The 16,604-nt window shown below is 36.9% G+C and carries 20 protein-coding genes and 1 pseudogene; all 21 read right to left on the bottom strand.

Going from position 1 to position 16,604, the window contains the following annotated elements:
- Positions 1-296 precede the first annotated feature (296 nt).
- The 21 genes and pseudogenes from ACTQZM_RS03975 to fabZ all read right to left on the bottom strand — a co-directional run bounded on the left by ACTQZM_RS03975 (position 297) and on the right by fabZ (position 16,604).
- Positions 297-1,019, bottom strand: coding sequence for a YebC/PmpR family DNA-binding transcriptional regulator (locus ACTQZM_RS03975; protein ID WP_248625805.1), 723 nt, complete (start codon positions 1,017-1,019; stop codon positions 297-299).
- Positions 1,020-1,123: 104 nt separating this feature from the next.
- A pseudogene (locus ACTQZM_RS03970) lies at positions 1,124-1,465 on the bottom strand (potassium channel family protein).
- Entirely contained in the window at positions 1,462-1,959 is a 498-nt protein-coding gene (locus ACTQZM_RS03965; RefSeq protein WP_441652972.1) for a hypothetical protein, read from the bottom strand. The pseudogene ACTQZM_RS03970 and the gene ACTQZM_RS03965 overlap by 4 nt, the downstream one beginning before the upstream one ends.
- Before the next feature lie 8 nt (positions 1,960-1,967).
- Positions 1,968-2,675 (bottom strand): hypothetical protein, encoded by a 708-nt coding sequence (locus ACTQZM_RS03960; RefSeq protein ID WP_441652964.1) that lies wholly within the window; start codon positions 2,673-2,675, stop codon positions 1,968-1,970.
- The gene (locus tag ACTQZM_RS03955; RefSeq protein ID WP_441652963.1) at positions 2,672-3,847 is read right to left on the bottom strand and encodes a nucleotidyltransferase; all 1,176 of its coding nucleotides are present in this window, start codon (positions 3,845-3,847) and stop codon (positions 2,672-2,674) included. The genes ACTQZM_RS03960 and ACTQZM_RS03955 overlap by 4 nt, the downstream gene beginning before the upstream one ends.
- Before the next feature lie 65 nt (positions 3,848-3,912).
- Positions 3,913-4,641, bottom strand: coding sequence for a class I SAM-dependent DNA methyltransferase (locus tag ACTQZM_RS03950; protein WP_113826960.1), 729 nt, complete (start codon positions 4,639-4,641; stop codon positions 3,913-3,915).
- Positions 4,631-4,984: a ribosome silencing factor gene (gene rsfS / locus ACTQZM_RS03945; RefSeq protein WP_248625811.1), complete on the bottom strand. Its 354-nt coding sequence runs from the start codon at positions 4,982-4,984 to the stop codon at positions 4,631-4,633. Before rsfS ends, ACTQZM_RS03950 begins: the two co-directional genes overlap by 11 nt.
- A gap of 27 nt (positions 4,985-5,011) precedes the next feature.
- On the bottom strand, positions 5,012-5,569 hold the full coding sequence (gene yqeK, locus ACTQZM_RS03940) for a bis(5'-nucleosyl)-tetraphosphatase (symmetrical) YqeK (protein ID WP_441652971.1): 558 nt from the start codon (positions 5,567-5,569) through the stop codon (positions 5,012-5,014).
- A 22-nt stretch (positions 5,570-5,591) separates the two neighbouring features.
- Positions 5,592-6,233 (bottom strand): nicotinate-nucleotide adenylyltransferase, encoded by a 642-nt coding sequence (locus tag ACTQZM_RS03935; RefSeq protein WP_441652962.1) that lies wholly within the window; start codon positions 6,231-6,233, stop codon positions 5,592-5,594.
- Positions 6,234-6,246: 13 nt separating this feature from the next.
- Positions 6,247-6,555, bottom strand: coding sequence for a ribosome assembly RNA-binding protein YhbY (gene yhbY, locus ACTQZM_RS03930; RefSeq protein WP_441652961.1), 309 nt, complete (start codon positions 6,553-6,555; stop codon positions 6,247-6,249).
- A 16-nt stretch (positions 6,556-6,571) separates the two neighbouring features.
- On the bottom strand, positions 6,572-7,681 hold the full coding sequence (gene yqeH / locus ACTQZM_RS03925; RefSeq protein WP_441652960.1) for a ribosome biogenesis GTPase YqeH: 1,110 nt from the start codon (positions 7,679-7,681) through the stop codon (positions 6,572-6,574).
- On the bottom strand, positions 7,674-8,207 hold the full coding sequence (locus tag ACTQZM_RS03920) for a YqeG family HAD IIIA-type phosphatase (RefSeq protein WP_441652959.1): 534 nt from the start codon (positions 8,205-8,207) through the stop codon (positions 7,674-7,676). Before ACTQZM_RS03920 ends, yqeH begins: the two co-directional genes overlap by 8 nt.
- A gap of 291 nt (positions 8,208-8,498) precedes the next feature.
- Complete coding sequence (locus ACTQZM_RS03915) at positions 8,499-9,941, bottom strand: amidase (RefSeq protein ID WP_441652958.1); 1,443 nt, start codon at positions 9,939-9,941, stop codon at positions 8,499-8,501.
- A gap of 9 nt (positions 9,942-9,950) precedes the next feature.
- Positions 9,951-10,472 carry an acyl-CoA thioesterase gene (locus tag ACTQZM_RS03910; protein WP_047334432.1) on the bottom strand — a complete coding sequence of 174 codons (522 nt, stop codon included), beginning with the start codon at positions 10,470-10,472 and terminating at the stop codon, positions 9,951-9,953.
- Positions 10,473-10,619: 147 nt separating this feature from the next.
- Positions 10,620-11,351, bottom strand: coding sequence for an amino acid ABC transporter ATP-binding protein (locus ACTQZM_RS03905; protein ID WP_047242505.1), 732 nt, complete (start codon positions 11,349-11,351; stop codon positions 10,620-10,622).
- Between the two features lie 11 nt (positions 11,352-11,362).
- Positions 11,363-12,052, bottom strand: coding sequence for an amino acid ABC transporter permease (locus tag ACTQZM_RS03900; protein ID WP_016252369.1), 690 nt, complete (start codon positions 12,050-12,052; stop codon positions 11,363-11,365).
- Positions 12,053-12,067: 15 nt separating this feature from the next.
- Positions 12,068-12,886: a transporter substrate-binding domain-containing protein gene (locus ACTQZM_RS03895; protein WP_113784020.1), complete on the bottom strand. Its 819-nt coding sequence runs from the start codon at positions 12,884-12,886 to the stop codon at positions 12,068-12,070.
- A gap of 262 nt (positions 12,887-13,148) precedes the next feature.
- Positions 13,149-13,934, bottom strand: coding sequence for an acetyl-CoA carboxylase carboxyl transferase subunit alpha (locus tag ACTQZM_RS03890; protein ID WP_441652957.1), 786 nt, complete (start codon positions 13,932-13,934; stop codon positions 13,149-13,151).
- Positions 13,927-14,799 carry an acetyl-CoA carboxylase, carboxyltransferase subunit beta gene (gene accD / locus ACTQZM_RS03885; RefSeq protein ID WP_441652956.1) on the bottom strand — a complete coding sequence of 291 codons (873 nt, stop codon included), beginning with the start codon at positions 14,797-14,799 and terminating at the stop codon, positions 13,927-13,929. The genes ACTQZM_RS03890 and accD overlap by 8 nt, the downstream gene beginning before the upstream one ends.
- Before the next feature lie 11 nt (positions 14,800-14,810).
- A complete protein-coding gene (locus ACTQZM_RS03880; RefSeq protein WP_441652955.1) occupies positions 14,811-16,178 on the bottom strand; it encodes an acetyl-CoA carboxylase biotin carboxylase subunit in 1,368 nt (455 codons plus the stop codon).
- A 6-nt stretch (positions 16,179-16,184) separates the two neighbouring features.
- Positions 16,185-16,604 (bottom strand): 3-hydroxyacyl-ACP dehydratase FabZ, encoded by a 420-nt coding sequence (gene fabZ / locus ACTQZM_RS03875; RefSeq protein WP_441652970.1) that lies wholly within the window; start codon positions 16,602-16,604, stop codon positions 16,185-16,187.

Raw genomic sequence — 16,604 nt, 5'->3', positions numbered from 1 at the left:
TTCAGTTTATTTTGAGATTCCGACCACTCATTTACCGACACAATTAAATCGAATAAGAGATTTTCTAAAATCATTGAAAAAAGTACTTGTGGTTCAGTAAAAGTTTCGGTATACCGGGATTGATTTCGCGTATCGTTCACTCATTTCTGTGGTTGGTTTTGAGTTTACTTTATGCGAAATCTTTTATTTTTTCCAGTATTTTTCAACTAGCACAACGGGTATAAATATATTTTGGAAAACAAGAAAAAAAGACCAGACACTTCTTTCAAGCATCCAGCCTTATCGTTACAAATATATTATTCTTCGCCAAAGTCTACATTGTGGTAAACGGATTGAACATCTTCTAAGTCCTCTAAAACATCAATCATTTTTTCAAACTTAGCTAAGTCATCCCCAGTTAGGGTAACTTCATTTTGAGGAATCATTTGCATTTCAGCCACGCTAAAGTCAGTGATTCCTTTTTCTTTTAGTGCTTCTTGAATCGCATGGAAATCAGTTGGTTCACCATAAACCATAATTTGACCATCTTCAGCTTCAACATCACGTACATCGATGTCTTTATCCATTAAATATTCTAGGATTTCGTCCGCATCATCGCCTGCAAAACCAAATAATGCTGTATTATCAAACATGTAGCTGACTGCACCAGTTACACCCATGTTTCCGCCGTTTTTACCAAAGGCAGCACGGACATCCGCAGCTGTACGGTTGACATTATTGGTTAAAGTGTCCACGATGACCATTGAGCCATTTGGTCCGAAACCTTCATAGCGTAATTCTTGGTATTGTTCATCGCCGCCACCTTTTGCTTTTTCAATGGCGCGGTCAATGATATGACGTGGTACATTATAAGTTTTCGCTCTTTCAATAACGAAACGTAATTTTTGGTTAGAATGTGGGTCAGGTTCACCCGATTTTGCAGCTGCATAGATTTCAATACCAAATTTCGCATAAATTCGGCTATTATTTGCATCTTTCGCCGTTTTCTTAGCGACGATATTTGCCCATTTACGACCCATAATTTCACTTCGCTTTCTAATAGTTTCATTTCATAAATACTTAAGGTCCACTCCATATTATACCGATATTGTAAGTATCTGTGAAGTTTTTTTCATCAGTTTTTTCATTTTTTTAGATTTGATTTTTCTTCTTCACGATGTAGATGATTCATCTCTGTATAATAATTAACCAATACACCCGAAAGACAACCGAAAAAAATCAAACCATAAATAGTGAGAATTACACTAATCATTCGACCTAAAAAAGTCGTTACAACAATATCCCCATATCAAAGCGTCGTTGCTGAAACAAAAGCGTACCATAAACCATCACCAAAAGATCTAATAGATGGTTCAAGCCAATTGAATAAGAAAGCAGAGAAAAAGAGATACAAAATAAATGATAGGACAAACTTGCTAAAACCTGTAACACGGATGATTTTCCAAAGAATCTTTAAACGTTTCATTTATTTACTGTCCTTCTTTGATTAATTTTTCGAATATATTTTGGTGTTTGTAACAACAAAGCAATGATTACAGCAAAAACAAATAATTCTCTAGGGAAAAAGAAAGCTACAAATATACACCCTAACCATGTATTTTCAATCAGTAGTCCACATATAACATAACTAACTATTGCGACAATAAAAACCGTATCTACTTGTGGAAATAATTTCGCCACAAAAAAACCCTGCAAAATACTGGCTAAAGTGATTGGAAAAATGTCTCCTCCAGTCCAGGTCGTGTACAAACAGATATCCAAAAACACTAATTTTCCTACAGATAAGAGTAATAAGCTCAATGCAGTTAATTGTGTAGCACTGATTGCCAAATTAGTCATTTCATATTGTCCTGAAAACATCAACTGAGGGATGAATAATACTACAATAAAAATAGCAAGACCGCCAAGTAACAATCTTGTTCGAAGGGATAAAGTAAATGCATTTAGATAAGTTTTTATGATGTTTTTTACTTTTTGATATATAAACGAAAATACATATCCATATGCAATAAGTATGGGTAAAATACCAATTGTTGCATTTTAAAATGAACCGTGCCCATCTTTGTAATAAATGAAGGTTGATCGCTCAAGCGCATGAGTATGAAAAACAATCCCACACCATTGATAATATACAAGATATTTAATATTTTTTTCTTCTTTAAATCCATTTTAAACGTATTTTCAGAATAAGATAATAAAAAACGTGTAGGATGTAAAAAATACTTCAATCGATGTTTCCAATTTTGTGAAAAAATTTGCTCATAATTCGCATTGATAAAACGCATTTTATCCGCTTGCCAAACTGAACATGCAATGACCGCCCCTAGTAAAGGTGCTTCTGGACCTACCCCTGCTCCACTCATCAGAACAAGTAATGCTACAATTAAACTTCGCCAAAATTTATGATAAATTACTTTTTGGCTTGTTTTCATTTCCTTCATCGCATCATGTGTCGTAATGGGTAAATTTCCCCAACGCTTTTTCAATCTATATACAACAGCTGTACAGCCAAATACAACCAAAAACGTATAAAAAACACGTAAGAAAGGATTTGAAAACGAAACATGCCAAATTGCATGAGAAAAATTCCCTTCAAGCATAATAAATGTGTATGACATTAAACTAATCAGCGAACTTAAAAATAATCCATACACAAAAAGTACCATTTTTTTCAATTGCATTCATCCTTCAACATTTTAATCATTGTTCTAAAATTTTGTTCTTGAATGTGTGAATTCGCCAATCGATAGACCTCATCTGATCGAATCGTCAACGAAAGACGAGTAGCCTCTACTTTACCCACTCTAGTAATCAACGGGTAAGGCACTTGTTTTTTCACTTTATTTAAATATCCTTGTCCTTTTTCAGTAAAGCCTAATATTCTTATACTTGGAGTTTGCCAAGCATTTCGAATCTCTTCCTTGCGCACATTTAACAAGCAATATAACAATAAGCGCTGAATACGCGTTTGACTATATCGTTTGCTTTTAAGCTGATTGATTAAAGATTCATAAGAAAAACAGCTTCGAATAAGCTTCTTCATTCTGAAAGCTAGACCTTCTTCCATTTGATAAATTTGCTGTAATTCTGCTAAATCCATCGTTAATAGACGAAATTTTAAATATGGAAAGAAATCTTCTAAACAAACTTTCCGTTCGGTTAAATAAGCCAAAGAACTAGACGGCACATAAGGGGTAATTTCTTCTCCACGAAAGATTCCGCGACGAATAGCCGTAGCACTTGCAATCCTAGACTCTCCTAATTTTTGTTCATGATAACCACTCTCGATCCGAGGAATAGCTAATAAAGTCATTGGTTTGAGTAGTTGACTATTCGCTTTTGCATAGCTCAATCCTAGAATATGGTTTGGTTGCTTATGATCAAAAGGAACGTCTATTTCTAAAGCTTGAAAAACGCGAATCATATTTTCAGCATAGGAAAGCTTTTCGTCAGCCATTTGATGAAAAAGTTGGTTTAACTGTTGATGATTTTGATGTAAAAATTGACCAATATGCTGATAATCCATTTTCTCCTGGCTATCTGTTCCGAAACAAAGACTCTCACAACCAATCGCTGCTAACATATTGACACCGCCTTGTGCGAAATAATCCGCAGACTGAACTGCCCATTCAAACGGTAACTCTAAAACAATATCCGCCCCATTTTGTAAGGCACTATTTGCTCGTTGCCACTTATCAATAATTGCCGCTTCCCCACGCTGTAAAAAATTTCCACTCATCGCACAGATAATGACATCAGCTTGGGATTTACAACGTGCTTGCTCCAAATGATAGCGATGTCCATTATGAAACGGATTATACTCAACAATAACGCCACAGGCTTTCATTTACATCCTCCTTCGCAAATAAAAAAGATGATTGAACGTGCCAACCATCTTTTCTTTCTACTGTTTTATTTTTCGCAGACAAAGAACCAACGGCGACTTTTTTCATTTGGTTCGCTATCGATAAAATCGGCATAGGCTTCCACTTTTGCAAAGCCAGCATTTTCTAACATCATCAAATACTGATTTAATGGATAAGTTCTTTCACGGTGAATTTCGTCACGGCGTTCAAACAATCCTTCTTCATTTTGCACAAAGAATGTTAAGAAATGCTCGATACTATGTGGCACGTCTACAGCATAACTATCCCATAAAAAGGCAAAATCCTCTGTTTGATAATGATAGCTATAATCCGGGAAGACTTCATCAATTTGATAAGTAGAATGCACATCGAAAATAAAGACGCCATTTTCTTCTAAGATTTGATACACGCCATCAAAGACTTGTTGGACGGCTTGTTCATCCTCCATATAACAAATCGAATCAGAAAAACAAGTCACCGCTTCATACGTATCAATATCGGTTAAATCCAACATATCCCCTTCAACAAACTGAATATCCACATCGGCTTCTTGCGCGCGTGAACTGGCAATCATTAGCATTTCTTCAGATAAGTCTAAAGCTGTCACATCAAAACCGCTTTTGGCAAAATCTAAAGCAAGTGCCCCGGTCCCGCAAGCAAGCTCTAAAATTTTCTTGCGGTCACCTAAAAAACGCAACGAAAAATCTAACCAACGTTGATATAACGAGGTATCCATGACTTCATCATAGACAAAGGCAAAGGTCTCATAAGCCACTATCATTCACAACCATTTCACTTAAATCTACTAAAGGTGCATCTGACCAAAGTTTTTCTAATTGATAAAATTCACGTTCATTTTGATTAAAAACATGAACAATCACATCACCTAAGTCAATCAAGACCCACTTGCTTGCCTCTTTTCCTTCGACGCGTTTGACATCCATCTGATTTTTATAAGCCTGTTCAACCACTTCATCGACAATCGCATTAATACGACGGTCTGTATTTCCCGAACAAATCACAAAATAATCAGCTAATAAAGAAACTTCGCGGACATCTAAAGCAATGATATCTTGGGCGTGTTTGTCATCTACTGCTTTTACAGCTACTTCTAAAATTTGTTTGCTATCTATGGTAATCTCCTCCTAATGTTTGGCTACATAATAATTATACGTTTCTATCGTTTTTGGATGAATCGCTTGTCCTTTTGAAATTAAAAATTGTAAAGTATGCGTTAATTCATAGCGCACGGCTGCCTCCAAATCCGTAATGGCTAATTCGCGAGCTTCTTCAACTCCTGGAAATTGGCGATTTTTTTCCACATAATCCGCTACAAATATGACTTTATCTAAAAGACTCATTTCTCGTGAACCGGTCGTATGCACGCGAATAGCTTGTAGAATTTCTTCATCTTCTACACCTAATTCATCGCGTACAAATTCTGCTCCGACAACGCCATGCCAGATTGCATTATTCCATTTTAATAAGGCTGGAGTAAGCTGTTTGCGTTCAATCTCAAAGATAAAATCATCATCGCTTCGTTCTTTGGCATAATCATGACATAGAGCTGCGATACTGGCTTTATTGGGATCTGCACCGTATTTTTTCGCTAAAGCCACTGCCATCTCCTCTACGCCCAATACATGCACAAAACGCTTCTCGCTCATCTGCATCTGTACTTGTTGCATCAATTCTTCACGCATCGCTGGATTATATTTTGCTACATCAACTTTCAAGATAAAGCCCCTTTTCTAAAATATAATTTCGCACAGTCTCAGGCACTAGATAACGTATCGAACATCCTTGCGTAATCTTTTTACGGATTAAACTAGAAGACAAATCCATCATCGGTGCATCTAACCAAATAATGGGATACGGGGTATCAATTGTATATCCTGGCCTTTTAACACCCACAAATTGCACCATTTCGACTAATTCATCAATTTTATACCACTTTGGTAAATATTCTACCATATCGCCGCCAATGATGAAATAATAGTCCGTATCAGGATTTTGGGCAATCAATGCTTTCATGGTGTCATAAGTATAGCTTTTTCCCTTACGTTGTAACTCAGCTTGTTCGATATCAAATAAAGGATTGTCCGCGATGGCTAATTTTAACATATTTAATCGGTGTTCAGCCTCAATCGTGTCCTTTTCATCAACATGGGGTGGTAAATATTCAGGCATCAGATAGACCTTTTCTAAATTCAAAGCCGTCCCCACTTGATCGGCAATTAATAGGTGTTGATTGTGAACCGGATTGAAATTACCGCCTAATATACCTACTTGCTTTCTTGACTGCGTCGTTTGTACTTGAATTAATGGTTCAACTTCAGTGATATACTTTGATTTCAAACAATTCATCCCTCATCTAATCTTACAATAATTTCAATTGTTGCGTCAGGCGTTGGTATTTTTCTTTACTTGAAGTTTTGTATAAAACAATGACCCGCCCGATAACTTGTACGACTTCACTGTTTGTCGCTTGTGCAATCTCTAATGCGGCTTTATCTGCTACTTCATCGGTATTTTGTAACAATGAAACTTTGATTAATTCGCGTTTTTCTAGCGCTTCAGCAATTTGGGTATTCATCGCTTCGTTTACGCCACCTTTACCAATTTGAAAAATCGGTTGTAAATGATGGGCTTGACTTCTTAAAAATCTCTTTTGTTTTCCCGTTAACATATCTTTCTCACTTTCTTTATATTAATGCTTTACGAACAATAACGTCGACTCCCTTAGGTGCATATCCAGCTACAATTCCTGGTTGGCGAACTGTAATCCAACCAAGCCCGGCAAAGACGACATCTGTTTTTTCTTTAATTGCAAATTCAAAGCGCACCAATTCTGGAAAATCAGCGACTTCATCTTTTTGCGGCGGGGTTAATAAACTCCCCACATGTTTTTGGTAAAATTCATCTGCTCCTTGCATTTTGGTACGATGAATATTTAAATCATTCGAAACATAAGCGACAAATGAACCTTTCTCTCCGCTCACATAGTCAAATCGTGCCAAACCGCCTAAAAAGAGCGTTTGACCTTCATTTAGCTGATAAACTTTTGGCTTAATTTCTTTTTGTGGTGCAGTTAGTTTCAAATCTTTTTTCCCTAAGTAATGCGCCATTTGATGACGGTGGATAATCCCCGGTGTGTCAATTAAAAAATGTCCATCATCAAGCGGAATTTCAATCTTATCTAAAGTCGTTCCTGGAAAACGTGAAGTCGTAATCACATCTTTCACATTGGCAACTTTAGCGATAATTTGATTGATTAAAGTTGATTTTCCAACATTGGTTACACCTACAACATACACATCACGGCCCTCGCGGTATGCTTCTATTTTTTCTAGTACTTCATCCATTTCATGGGCTTTTTTCGCACTTGTCAGTAAGATATCCACTGGACGCAAGCCTAATTCATGGGCACGTTCTCGCATCCATTGGGTTAATTTCCCACGTTTTAATGATTTTGGTAAGACGTCCACTTTATTGCCAATCATTAATACTGGATTTTTACCAACAAAACGATGCAAACCAGGGATAATCGAACCATTAAAATCAAAAATATCCACGACATTGACAATTAAGGCGTCATGCTCCCCAATTTCATTTAATAAACGCAAAAAATCATCATCGGTAAGGGAGACATCTTGAATTTCGTTATAATGACGCAATCTAAAACAACGCTGACAATAGACTTCATCATTAGCAATTCCTTTTTCTAGTGCGGACTTAGGTGTATATCCTAACTCACTGGGATTATCTGTTTGGATTTGTGCACCACAACCAATACAATGTAAGGCTTCACTCATTTTCAATTGCTCCTTTCCAAATCATATCTTGATGTCTTTTCAATAAATGATTCATCACTACTTTTTCACGCATTCGATTAATTCTCGTATTCCAAGCATCGGTTTTGACAATCGGTTTTACCAAGACACTGCGTACCTTTGCTGCATGGGAAGCACGTATATCCGTCATCAATTGATCGCCTACCATAATGACTTGTTCAGGCTGCAAATTCAACTGTCTGATTGCGCGACGAATGCCTAAGCCAAATGGTTTCATCGCTCTAGAAATAAAATCAAGGCCAAATGGTTTTACCGCCCGTGCAACTCGGCTTGCTTTATTGTTTGAAACAACAATCACCGGAATATTCGCCTCTTTCATTTCCTCTAACCATGCCCGTAATTCAGGCGTACCATCCGGATTATTCCAAGCAATCAATGTATTATCTAAATCTGTTAAAACAGCCTTTATCCCTAATTTTTTCAATTGTTCAGGGGTAATTTGATAAATCGACGACACCATCCAAGTCGGTTTATATTTTAAAAACATAAAAACTCCTATCTACAAAAATTTAGGAGCATCTCATGCGGACACTCCTTGCTAAATAAAAATTATACACTATTTACTTGTGAATTACTAGCAAAAAAGGATGAGCAGCCAGTGATACGTATAAAATGATGTATGGGAAAAAAAGCAAATAGTTTTCCACCTTGGTAAACATAATAATTACTTTGACTCTTCACGAGATGTATTCTTAATCGTTTCTCTCATCATCTCTATAACCTTATTTACAGCATACCCTTGACTGCCGTGTTGCCTATCTTTTTCCACTTTTTTACTTTATTCAATTGTAAATAATTTTGCTTGTTCCAGTAAAGCCCCCACCATCAACAGAAGATCTTCACGTCCTTTAGAAGCCATAAATTGAACACCCACCGGCAAATCATTCACTCGACCTGTTGGCAAACTGATTGCAGGTTGTCCAGTTAAATTAGCTAATTGCGTATATGGCGTAATAGAAAGGCTTTTAACAAACATATCATAGACTAGTTTTTCTTTTTCTTTCGAGGATAATTCATGTGCAAATCGTAATTTTTCCCCAATCTTAGGAGAATAAAATTCAGTATCGACACTCGGAGCTACTTGCGCTGTACTAGGAGTTAAGAATAAATCATACGCTTTAAATAGGCTTTCTGTTTTCGCTGCTATTTCATCCCAATACTGCAGACTTAATACATAATCACTTGCTTTTAAATCAAGTCCGAATTGATACATCGCCCAGGTCATCTCTTCCATATCTTGATTCGTTAATGGTCGCTTTAATTTTGCCTGCATTTCTTGAAACATCGCCGCTGTATCTGCCGCATTCATCCGATAATATTGCTTCATCAAAGTGACCATATTTACTGGATAAGAGATTTCCTCCACATCAAAGCCCTCTTTTTTCAAGAAATCAACTATTTTAAGCGTCTCAGCTCTTACACGATAATCTAAATCACTTACTTTATTATTCAAACAATAAGCAATGCGAAGTGGATAACGAACCGCCTTTTCATAATGCATCCATTCACGTTTTGGTGCTTGATAGGGTGCTTCTGGTTGGCTCGTTCGCAAATTATAAAATACGTTTTCTGTATCACGAATAGATTTCGTCAAGGCAAATGCTATCGAAGCGCCTTGCCATGAACGCCAATTTCCTGGCCCCACTGGCATACTTCCACGGGTCGGTTTTAAACCAACCAAGCCACAAAAACTTGCTGGAATACGAATGGAGCCGCCGCCATCACTTGCTGTGGCTATCGGTAAAATTCCACTGGCCACTAATGCTGCAGCGCCACCACTGGAACCGCCAGCAAATCGTGTCGTATCAAAAGGATTTAAGCAATTTCCGTAAAGCTTTGAATCTGTAATATTTTTAAAACCGTATTCTGGCACATTACTCTGACCAATTGGAACAAAGCCTAAATTTTCAATCTCTTGTACAAAATAATCAGTCACTTTCGCTTTATTTTCAGCTAAGAGTAACGATCCGGCAGTACTTGGCCAACCTTTTTTCGATTGCCCCAAAGCCTTTAAAGCAATGGGTAATCCTGCAAAAACAGTTCTACTCAATTTATCCTGATTTTTTCGATAATATTTTTTTGCTCCCTCTAAATCAAGATAGGTCCAAGCATTTAGTTTTGGCTGTAATTGATTGGATTTCGTTTCAATATCTGTAAGCAATTCCTCAAAACTAATCTTTTGCGCACGTAATAATTCGGCCATCGCTGTAGCATCTTGCATAAAAATCACCTACCATGGAATTTCTGTTGATAACTTAGCCGCAAAATCTTTATATTGATTTCGTTCGGCTAATCTTGCTTGCCTGCGCTTTTCATAACCCGCACAAACCATTTTTTCCTCTTCAGTTTCTGGAATAACAGCTGGCACCTGGAATTCTGTTTCTTCATTCATAAAAGATGGCACTGCGACAAAAGTAGTAAAACAAGTAGCAGCTAGATAACGCTCACCTGTAACTAAATCTTCGCCCACAACTTTTACAAAGACTTCCATTGATTTATGATGGGCGCCACTAACAAAAGTTTCAATACATGCAGAATGATTCGCATGTAAGGGCTTTAGAAAATTTAAAGAATCAATTGACGCCGTAACTGCACCACGCCTACAATGTCTTGAAATAGAAATCGACGAAGCATCATCAATCCACGCTGTTAATTTACCGCCATATAAAAAGCCAAATGGATTAAGGTCAAAAGGAAAAATGCGATGGGTTTGAATCACCTTAGACTCTCGACAAAATTTACGCTCTCCCATAAAACTCACCAAACTCTCTATAAAATAATCATTGTCACAAATGATTATACAAAAAAATAAATGAAATGTATAATATCCAAGCCTAATTTTAGCAAAAAAAAGAACCTTAAGCCCTAAAAATATTGCTTAAGATTCTTAAACTATAATCTATAAAACTTTACTTAAAAAATCTTTGGTACGATTATGCTGTGGATTGCCAAAAACTTCTTCTGGCGTCCCTTCTTCAACAATGTATCCACCATCCATAAAGACGATTTTATCCCCGACTTCTTTGGCAAATCCCATTTCATGCGTTACGATTACCATGGTCATCCCTTCTTTAGCAAGTCGTTGCATGACACCAAGTACTTCCCCCACCATCTCAGGGTCTAGGGCTGAAGTTGGTTCATCAAATAGCATCACATCTGGTTTCATTGCCAAGGCTCTGGCAATCGCAATTCTTTGTTGTTGCCCACCAGATAATGACTGCGGATAGGCATTGGCTTTATCCGGTAGCCCTACTGTTTGCAATAACTCTTTGGCATAAGTTTCAGCCGCTTGTTTATTTTCTTTTTTGACCTTTACTGGTGACAAGGTAATATTGTCTAATACGGACATATTAGGGAATAGATTAAAGTTTTGGAAAACCATCCCCATTTTTTCACGCATCTTAAAGATATCATTTTTTGGATCGGTAATATCTTGGCCTTCAAATAAAATCTGTCCAGAAGTTGGTGTTTCAAGTAAATTCATACAACGTAAAAAGGTACTCTTACCTGAACCAGACGGACCAATAATGACGACCACTTCACCTTGTTTAATCTCATAATTAATATCTTTTAAAACTTCATTCTCACCAAATTTTTTGCTTAAATGTTCAACTTTAATAATTGTTTCCATCTGAAATCCCCCTATTTACGATAACCTTTACCTAGTTTTTTCTCCCAAGCATTCAAAATTCTTGAAGTCGTGAAAGTCAAAATAAAGTAAATGGCTGCAGCGACATATAAAGGAGTCAAAGGAATATAAGAAGAACTAATCACGATTTGAGCACTATTCATTAATTCATAGATACCAATTGTTGATAATAGTGATGAGTCTTTAATCAACACAATGAACTCATTTCCTAAAGGCGGTAAAATATTCCGTAAAGCTTGTGGCAAAATAACATATCGCATGGCTTGAGCTGGACGTAAACCTAGTGAGGCCGCGGCTTCTTGTTGACCAAAATCAACCGCGTTAATTCCCCCACGAACGATTTCCGCTACATACGCCCCAGAGTTCAATGAAATGGCGATAATCCCTGGAAATAGTCGGCCAAAATCAAGACTCAAAATACCTAAATCAACAGTAGGCAGTTTAAATAATCCTTGAAGCAAGCCAAACGCGATTAAAATTTGCACAAGCATCGGTGTACCACGCAACACTTCAATGTAAATATTCGCAAACCAACGTAATGGCTTGATTTTTGATAATTTCATCAAAGCGATCACCACACCAATGATGGTCCCTAAAATGACAGTAATCACTGAGATAATTAAAGTGATGATTGTACCCGATATAAAATACGGATAAAATTCCTTTAAGAAAGAAAAATCCATTGTTAAAACTCCAATCTATTTGCTTGCTTGTTTATCAGCAAGTTCTGTATTCTTTTCGATGAATTCATTAATCTTGCCTTCATCTTTTAACTTATTGATTACTTTATCAATTTTTGCTTTTAATTCTTTGCTATCTTTTTTCAAAGCAATGGCATATGATTCGTTATCACTTGATGTTAATTTTGCATCCGCGATTGCTAATTCAGGGTTTTGTTCTACATAAGATTTGGCAACAGCACTTTCTAAAACTAAAGCATCCAGTGAACCTTGTTTTACTTCAACAATTAAGTTTGGCACTTTGGCTAATGAAACTAATTGTGCTTTTGGTAATTGACTAGTTACGACAGATTCTTGAACAGAACCTTTTTGGGCCCCGACTTTTTTATCTGCTAATGCTTTCACATCGGCATATTTTTCAGCATTTTCTTTCTTCACAACAACTAATTGTTCTGGAACAAAATAGTTTTCAGAGAAGGCAAAAGTTTTCTTACGTTTGTCTGTAGCAGAAATTCCTGAAATCGCCACATCAGCTTTTCCTTGATCAAGAGCGGTCAATACAGCGTTAAATTCCATATCCATAAATTCAACCTTAACGCCTAATTCTTTACCGATTTCATTTGCTAAATCCACATCAGCACCAACAATTTTATCTTTGCCATTCACTTTCGTATGGAATTCAAATGGTGCAAAATCTGCAGAAGTCGCTACTTTCAATACTTTTGCATCTTGAATTTGTTTTAATTGATTACTACTTTCTTTTTTGTCTGAAGAACCACAAGCAGCTAGAGCGAATGTTAAAGCTGCTACTCCTACTAAACCAAATACTTTTTTCATATGAGACACTCCTTATTTTTATGCATTTTTATTTAATATTTCAACTATATTATGCATATTAACACATAATCATGAAAAAAGAAACTAAAAAATGCAAAAAAATTGAATATTTTTTCATCATTTTTTGGTAACGTTTTCTATTAATAACTAAATCATCCGTATAATACTAAGAAATTATACTATTCAATCGGCAATTAATATTTATGCAAAAACAATATGCAAAAAAGCGAAGAATCCTAATATAAGGTTTCTTCACTTTTGCTTAATATTTTCTAAATCTTTGGTAGCGTCTTTCAAGTAATTCTTCCACAGATAACTGACATAATTGCTTCAAAGTATAGACTAATTCGATACGCACTTGATCAATAATTTCTTGATGGGTCAACGCTCTTTCCTGCATGACTTCAGGGAGCACCTTATCAATAATGCCTAATTCATTTAATTCTTTTGCTGTGATTTTCATTAATTCACTAGCTTCATTTGCTCTTGAAGCATCTTTCCATAATATAGAAGCAAATCCTTCTGGTGAAAGTATCGCATATATGGCGTGCTCCATCATCCAGACCTCATCTCCTAAAGCTAAAGCCAAAGCACCACCACTACCACCTTCGCCAATAATAATAGCAATAATCGGCACTTTTAAGTCAGACATTTCAAGAAGATTCCTAGCAATGGCTTCTCCTTCACCACGTTCTTCAGCACCAATCCCACAGTAGGCTCCAGCGGTATTAATAAAGGTAATCACTGGACGATGAAATTTTTCAGCTTGTTTCATTAATCTGAGCGCTTTTCGGTAACCTTCAGGATGTGCCTGTCCAAAGTTGCGTCGGAGATTTTCTGGTAGATTTTTACCTTTTTGGATACCTATAACAGTCACCGGTTTTTGATCTAATAAAGCAATTCCACCAACGACAGCTTCATCATCAGAAAATAGACGATCCCCATGAAACTCTTGAAAATCAGTAAATACTTGTTCAAAAAAATCCAGAGCAGTCAAACGATCTTGTTTACGAGCTAACTTGACAATCTCAGCAGCTGATTTACTCATTTGGCAACCATCCTTTCTGCGTATGAAGTTTGATAATATTGCTTAAACGTGTGCGTAACTCGTTTCTTGGAACAATTTGATCAATAAAACCATGCGCTAATAAAAATTCAGCTTTTTGAAAATCATCAGGTAAATCTTGTTTTAAAGTTTGTTCAATCACACGTCGCCCAGCAAAACCTATCAACACCCGAGGTTCAGCTAAAATGACATCGCCTTGCATAGCAAAACTAGCAGTAACACCACCAGTCGTAGGGTCGGTTAAAACCGTAATATAACATAAACCTGCATTGCTATGTGCCTTTACTGCAGCAGAAATTTTAGCCATTTGCATCAATGAAAAGATTCCTTCTTGCATCCTAGCCCCACCAGAAGCGGTAAACAAGACTACCGGCAAGGACTTTTGCGTGGCATATTCAAAAAGACGTGTAATCTTCTCACCAACAACAGTCCCCATACTACCCATAATAAAGTTTGCATCCATGATACCAATCGCAATGGTTTGTTCATCAATTCTAGCAATTCCCGTTAAAACTGCTTCATTTAAGTGAGTTTTGCTTTGCATTTGGCTAATTTTTTCTTGATAACCGGGAAACTGTAAAGGATCTTTAGTTACTAACTCAGTATCAAATTCAGTAAAACTTTTTTTATCAACAGTAATCGCTAGTCTTTGCCAGGCATTTAGTCTAAAATGATAGCCACAATTAGGACAACTTTTTTCTTGGCCAATCTCTTTAGTATAAATGGTCTTTTTACAGTTGGGACATTTAGCCCACAAATTATCTGGTACACTAGGCTGATTTTGTGGGTGTTCTTCACGATTGGGTGAAATACGAATATAATCTTTTTTCTTCCTAAATAAAGCCATTTACTCACTTCCTAGTTCAAACTTTCTTGCCAAGCAGGTAAAAATGTTTCTTGTAAAAATGAAGTATCATAATCCCCAGCAATTACATTGGGATGGCTGATTAAATCCATCTGAAACTCAGCATTGGTCGCAACCCCGTCTGTTACTAATTCACCAAGCGCACGTTGCATCTTCATCAGTGCTTCAAAACGCGTTTGACCATGCACAATAATCTTGGCAATCATCGAATCATAAAATGGTGGAATGGCATAACCCGAATACATCGCGCTATCCACTCTTAGCCCCATACCTCCACTTGGTAATAGTAGATTTTCAATTTTCCCAGGTGAGGGAGCAAAATGAAAGGCAGGATTTTCAGCATTAATCCGACATTCAATCGCATGACCACGCAACTTAATATCTTCTTGTTTAATGGTTAATTTTTCACCAGCAGCTACTTCAATTTGTTTTTTCACCAAATCAACCCCCGTCACCATCTCAGTAATAGGATGCTCTACTTGGATACGGGTATTCATTTCCATAAAATAAAACTGACCAGACAAATCCATCAAAAACTCAATAGTCCCAGCATTTTCATAAGACACCGCTTTTGCTGCTTTGACCGCAATTTTACCTAGTTTTTCACGATTCGTTTCAGAAATCACAACAGATGGTGATTCTTCTAATACTTTTTGATTATTGCGTTGTAAGGAACAATCACGTTCACCAAAATGAAGGACATTCCCATATTTATCGCCTAATATTTGAACTTCGATATGTCTAGCTGGATAAATAATTTTTTCTAGATACATTTCATCATTACCAAAGGCGGCTTTAGCTTCTTGTTGAGCAGAAGCAAAGGCACTAGGTAACTCAGCTTCAGACAATACCTTGCGAATTCCCTTACCACCACCACCTGCCGCAGCCTTAAGCATGACAGGATAGCCTACCTGATTGGCAATTTCTAGTGCTTGTTTGACATCGACAATCGCCCCATCGCTTCCTGGAATGACTGGTACACCTGCTTTTTTCATCAATTGGCGCGCATGAATTTTATTCCCCATTTCATCAATGGTTTGGCTTTTGGGACCAATGAAGGTGATATGGCAAGCCTCACACATTTCAGCAAACTGACTATTTTCTGATAAAAAGCCAAAGCCTGGATGGATGGCCTCCGCTTTCGTCAAGACCGCAGCACTTAATATTTGTTGTTTATTTAAATACGATTCGCTTGCTTTACTTGGGCCAATACAAACAGCTTCATCGGCTAATTCAGTATGCATGGCTTCTTTGTCAGCTTCAGAATACACTGCCACCGTTCTTATCCCTAATTCACGACAAGCCCGAATGATTCTGACTGCGATTTCTCCACGATTTGCAATTAATACTTTTGAAAACATTTGCCTCTATCCAATCATAAATGTGAGCTCGGCTTCAGCAACTTTTTTGCCGTCTACACGCGCAATTCCCTTACCTAAGCCGGCATTTGCTTTAATTTTTAGAATCTCAACTTTCAAAATCAAAGTATCTCCAGGTGTTACTTTTTTACGAAATTTTGCTTTATCAATTCCACCAAAATAGGCAGTCTTTCCTTTAAATTGTGGTAATGATAATAAAGCAACTGCGCCTGCTTGGGCCATAGCTTCTACAATTAAAACGCCAGGCATCACAGGCTCATGTGGAAAGTGCCCTTGAAAGAAAGGTTCATTGATTGTCACATTTTTCTTTGCCACAATTCTTTGCCCTTCAGTTAATTCCTCAACACGATCAATAAGCAACATAGGATAACGATGTGGAATGATTTCTTTGATTTGTACAATATCCAT

Source organism: Enterococcus cecorum (assembly GCF_052119425.1).
Taxonomy (GTDB): Bacteria; Bacillota; Bacilli; order Lactobacillales; family Enterococcaceae; genus Enterococcus_E; species Enterococcus_E cecorum_C.
The sequence above is the reverse complement of the archived record's forward strand: the minus strand, read 5'-3'. Positions and strand labels throughout refer to the sequence as shown.

Coding starts and splice junctions, on each gene's coding strand:
- ACTQZM_RS03975 (WP_248625805.1), bottom strand. CDS start 1,019: ATGGGTCGTAAATGGGCAAATATCGTCGCTAAGAAAACGGCGAAAGAT.
- ACTQZM_RS03955 (WP_441652963.1), bottom strand. CDS start 3,847: ATGAAAGCCTGTGGCGTTATTGTTGAGTATAATCCGTTTCATAATGGA.
- yqeK (WP_441652971.1), bottom strand. CDS start 5,569: ATGCGTGAAGAATTGATGCAACAAGTACAGATGCAGATGAGCGAGAAG.
- ACTQZM_RS03935 (WP_441652962.1), bottom strand. CDS start 6,233: ATGAATTGTTTGAAATCAAAGTATATCACTGAAGTTGAACCATTAATT.
- yhbY (WP_441652961.1), bottom strand. CDS start 6,555: ATGTTAACGGGAAAACAAAAGAGATTTTTAAGAAGTCAAGCCCATCAT.
- yqeH (WP_441652960.1), bottom strand. CDS start 7,681: ATGAGTGAAGCCTTACATTGTATTGGTTGTGGTGCACAAATCCAAACA.
- ACTQZM_RS03920 (WP_441652959.1), bottom strand. CDS start 8,207: ATGTTTTTAAAATATAAACCGACTTGGATGGTGTCGTCGATTTATCAA.
- ACTQZM_RS03915 (WP_441652958.1), bottom strand. CDS start 9,941: ATGCAAGATGCTACAGCGATGGCCGAATTATTACGTGCGCAAAAGATT.
- ACTQZM_RS03910 (WP_047334432.1), bottom strand. CDS start 10,472: ATGGGAGAGCGTAAATTTTGTCGAGAGTCTAAGGTGATTCAAACCCAT.
- ACTQZM_RS03905 (WP_047242505.1), bottom strand. CDS start 11,351: ATGGAAACAATTATTAAAGTTGAACATTTAAGCAAAAAATTTGGTGAG.
- ACTQZM_RS03900 (WP_016252369.1), bottom strand. CDS start 12,052: ATGGATTTTTCTTTCTTAAAGGAATTTTATCCGTATTTTATATCGGGT.
- ACTQZM_RS03895 (WP_113784020.1), bottom strand. CDS start 12,886: ATGAAAAAAGTATTTGGTTTAGTAGGAGTAGCAGCTTTAACATTCGCT.
- ACTQZM_RS03890 (WP_441652957.1), bottom strand. CDS start 13,934: ATGAGTAAATCAGCTGCTGAGATTGTCAAGTTAGCTCGTAAACAAGAT.
- accD (WP_441652956.1), bottom strand. CDS start 14,799: ATGGCTTTATTTAGGAAGAAAAAAGATTATATTCGTATTTCACCCAAT.
- ACTQZM_RS03880 (WP_441652955.1), bottom strand. CDS start 16,178: ATGTTTTCAAAAGTATTAATTGCAAATCGTGGAGAAATCGCAGTCAGA.
- fabZ (WP_441652970.1), bottom strand. CDS start 16,604: ATGGATATTGTACAAATCAAAGAAATCATTCCACATCGTTATCCTATG.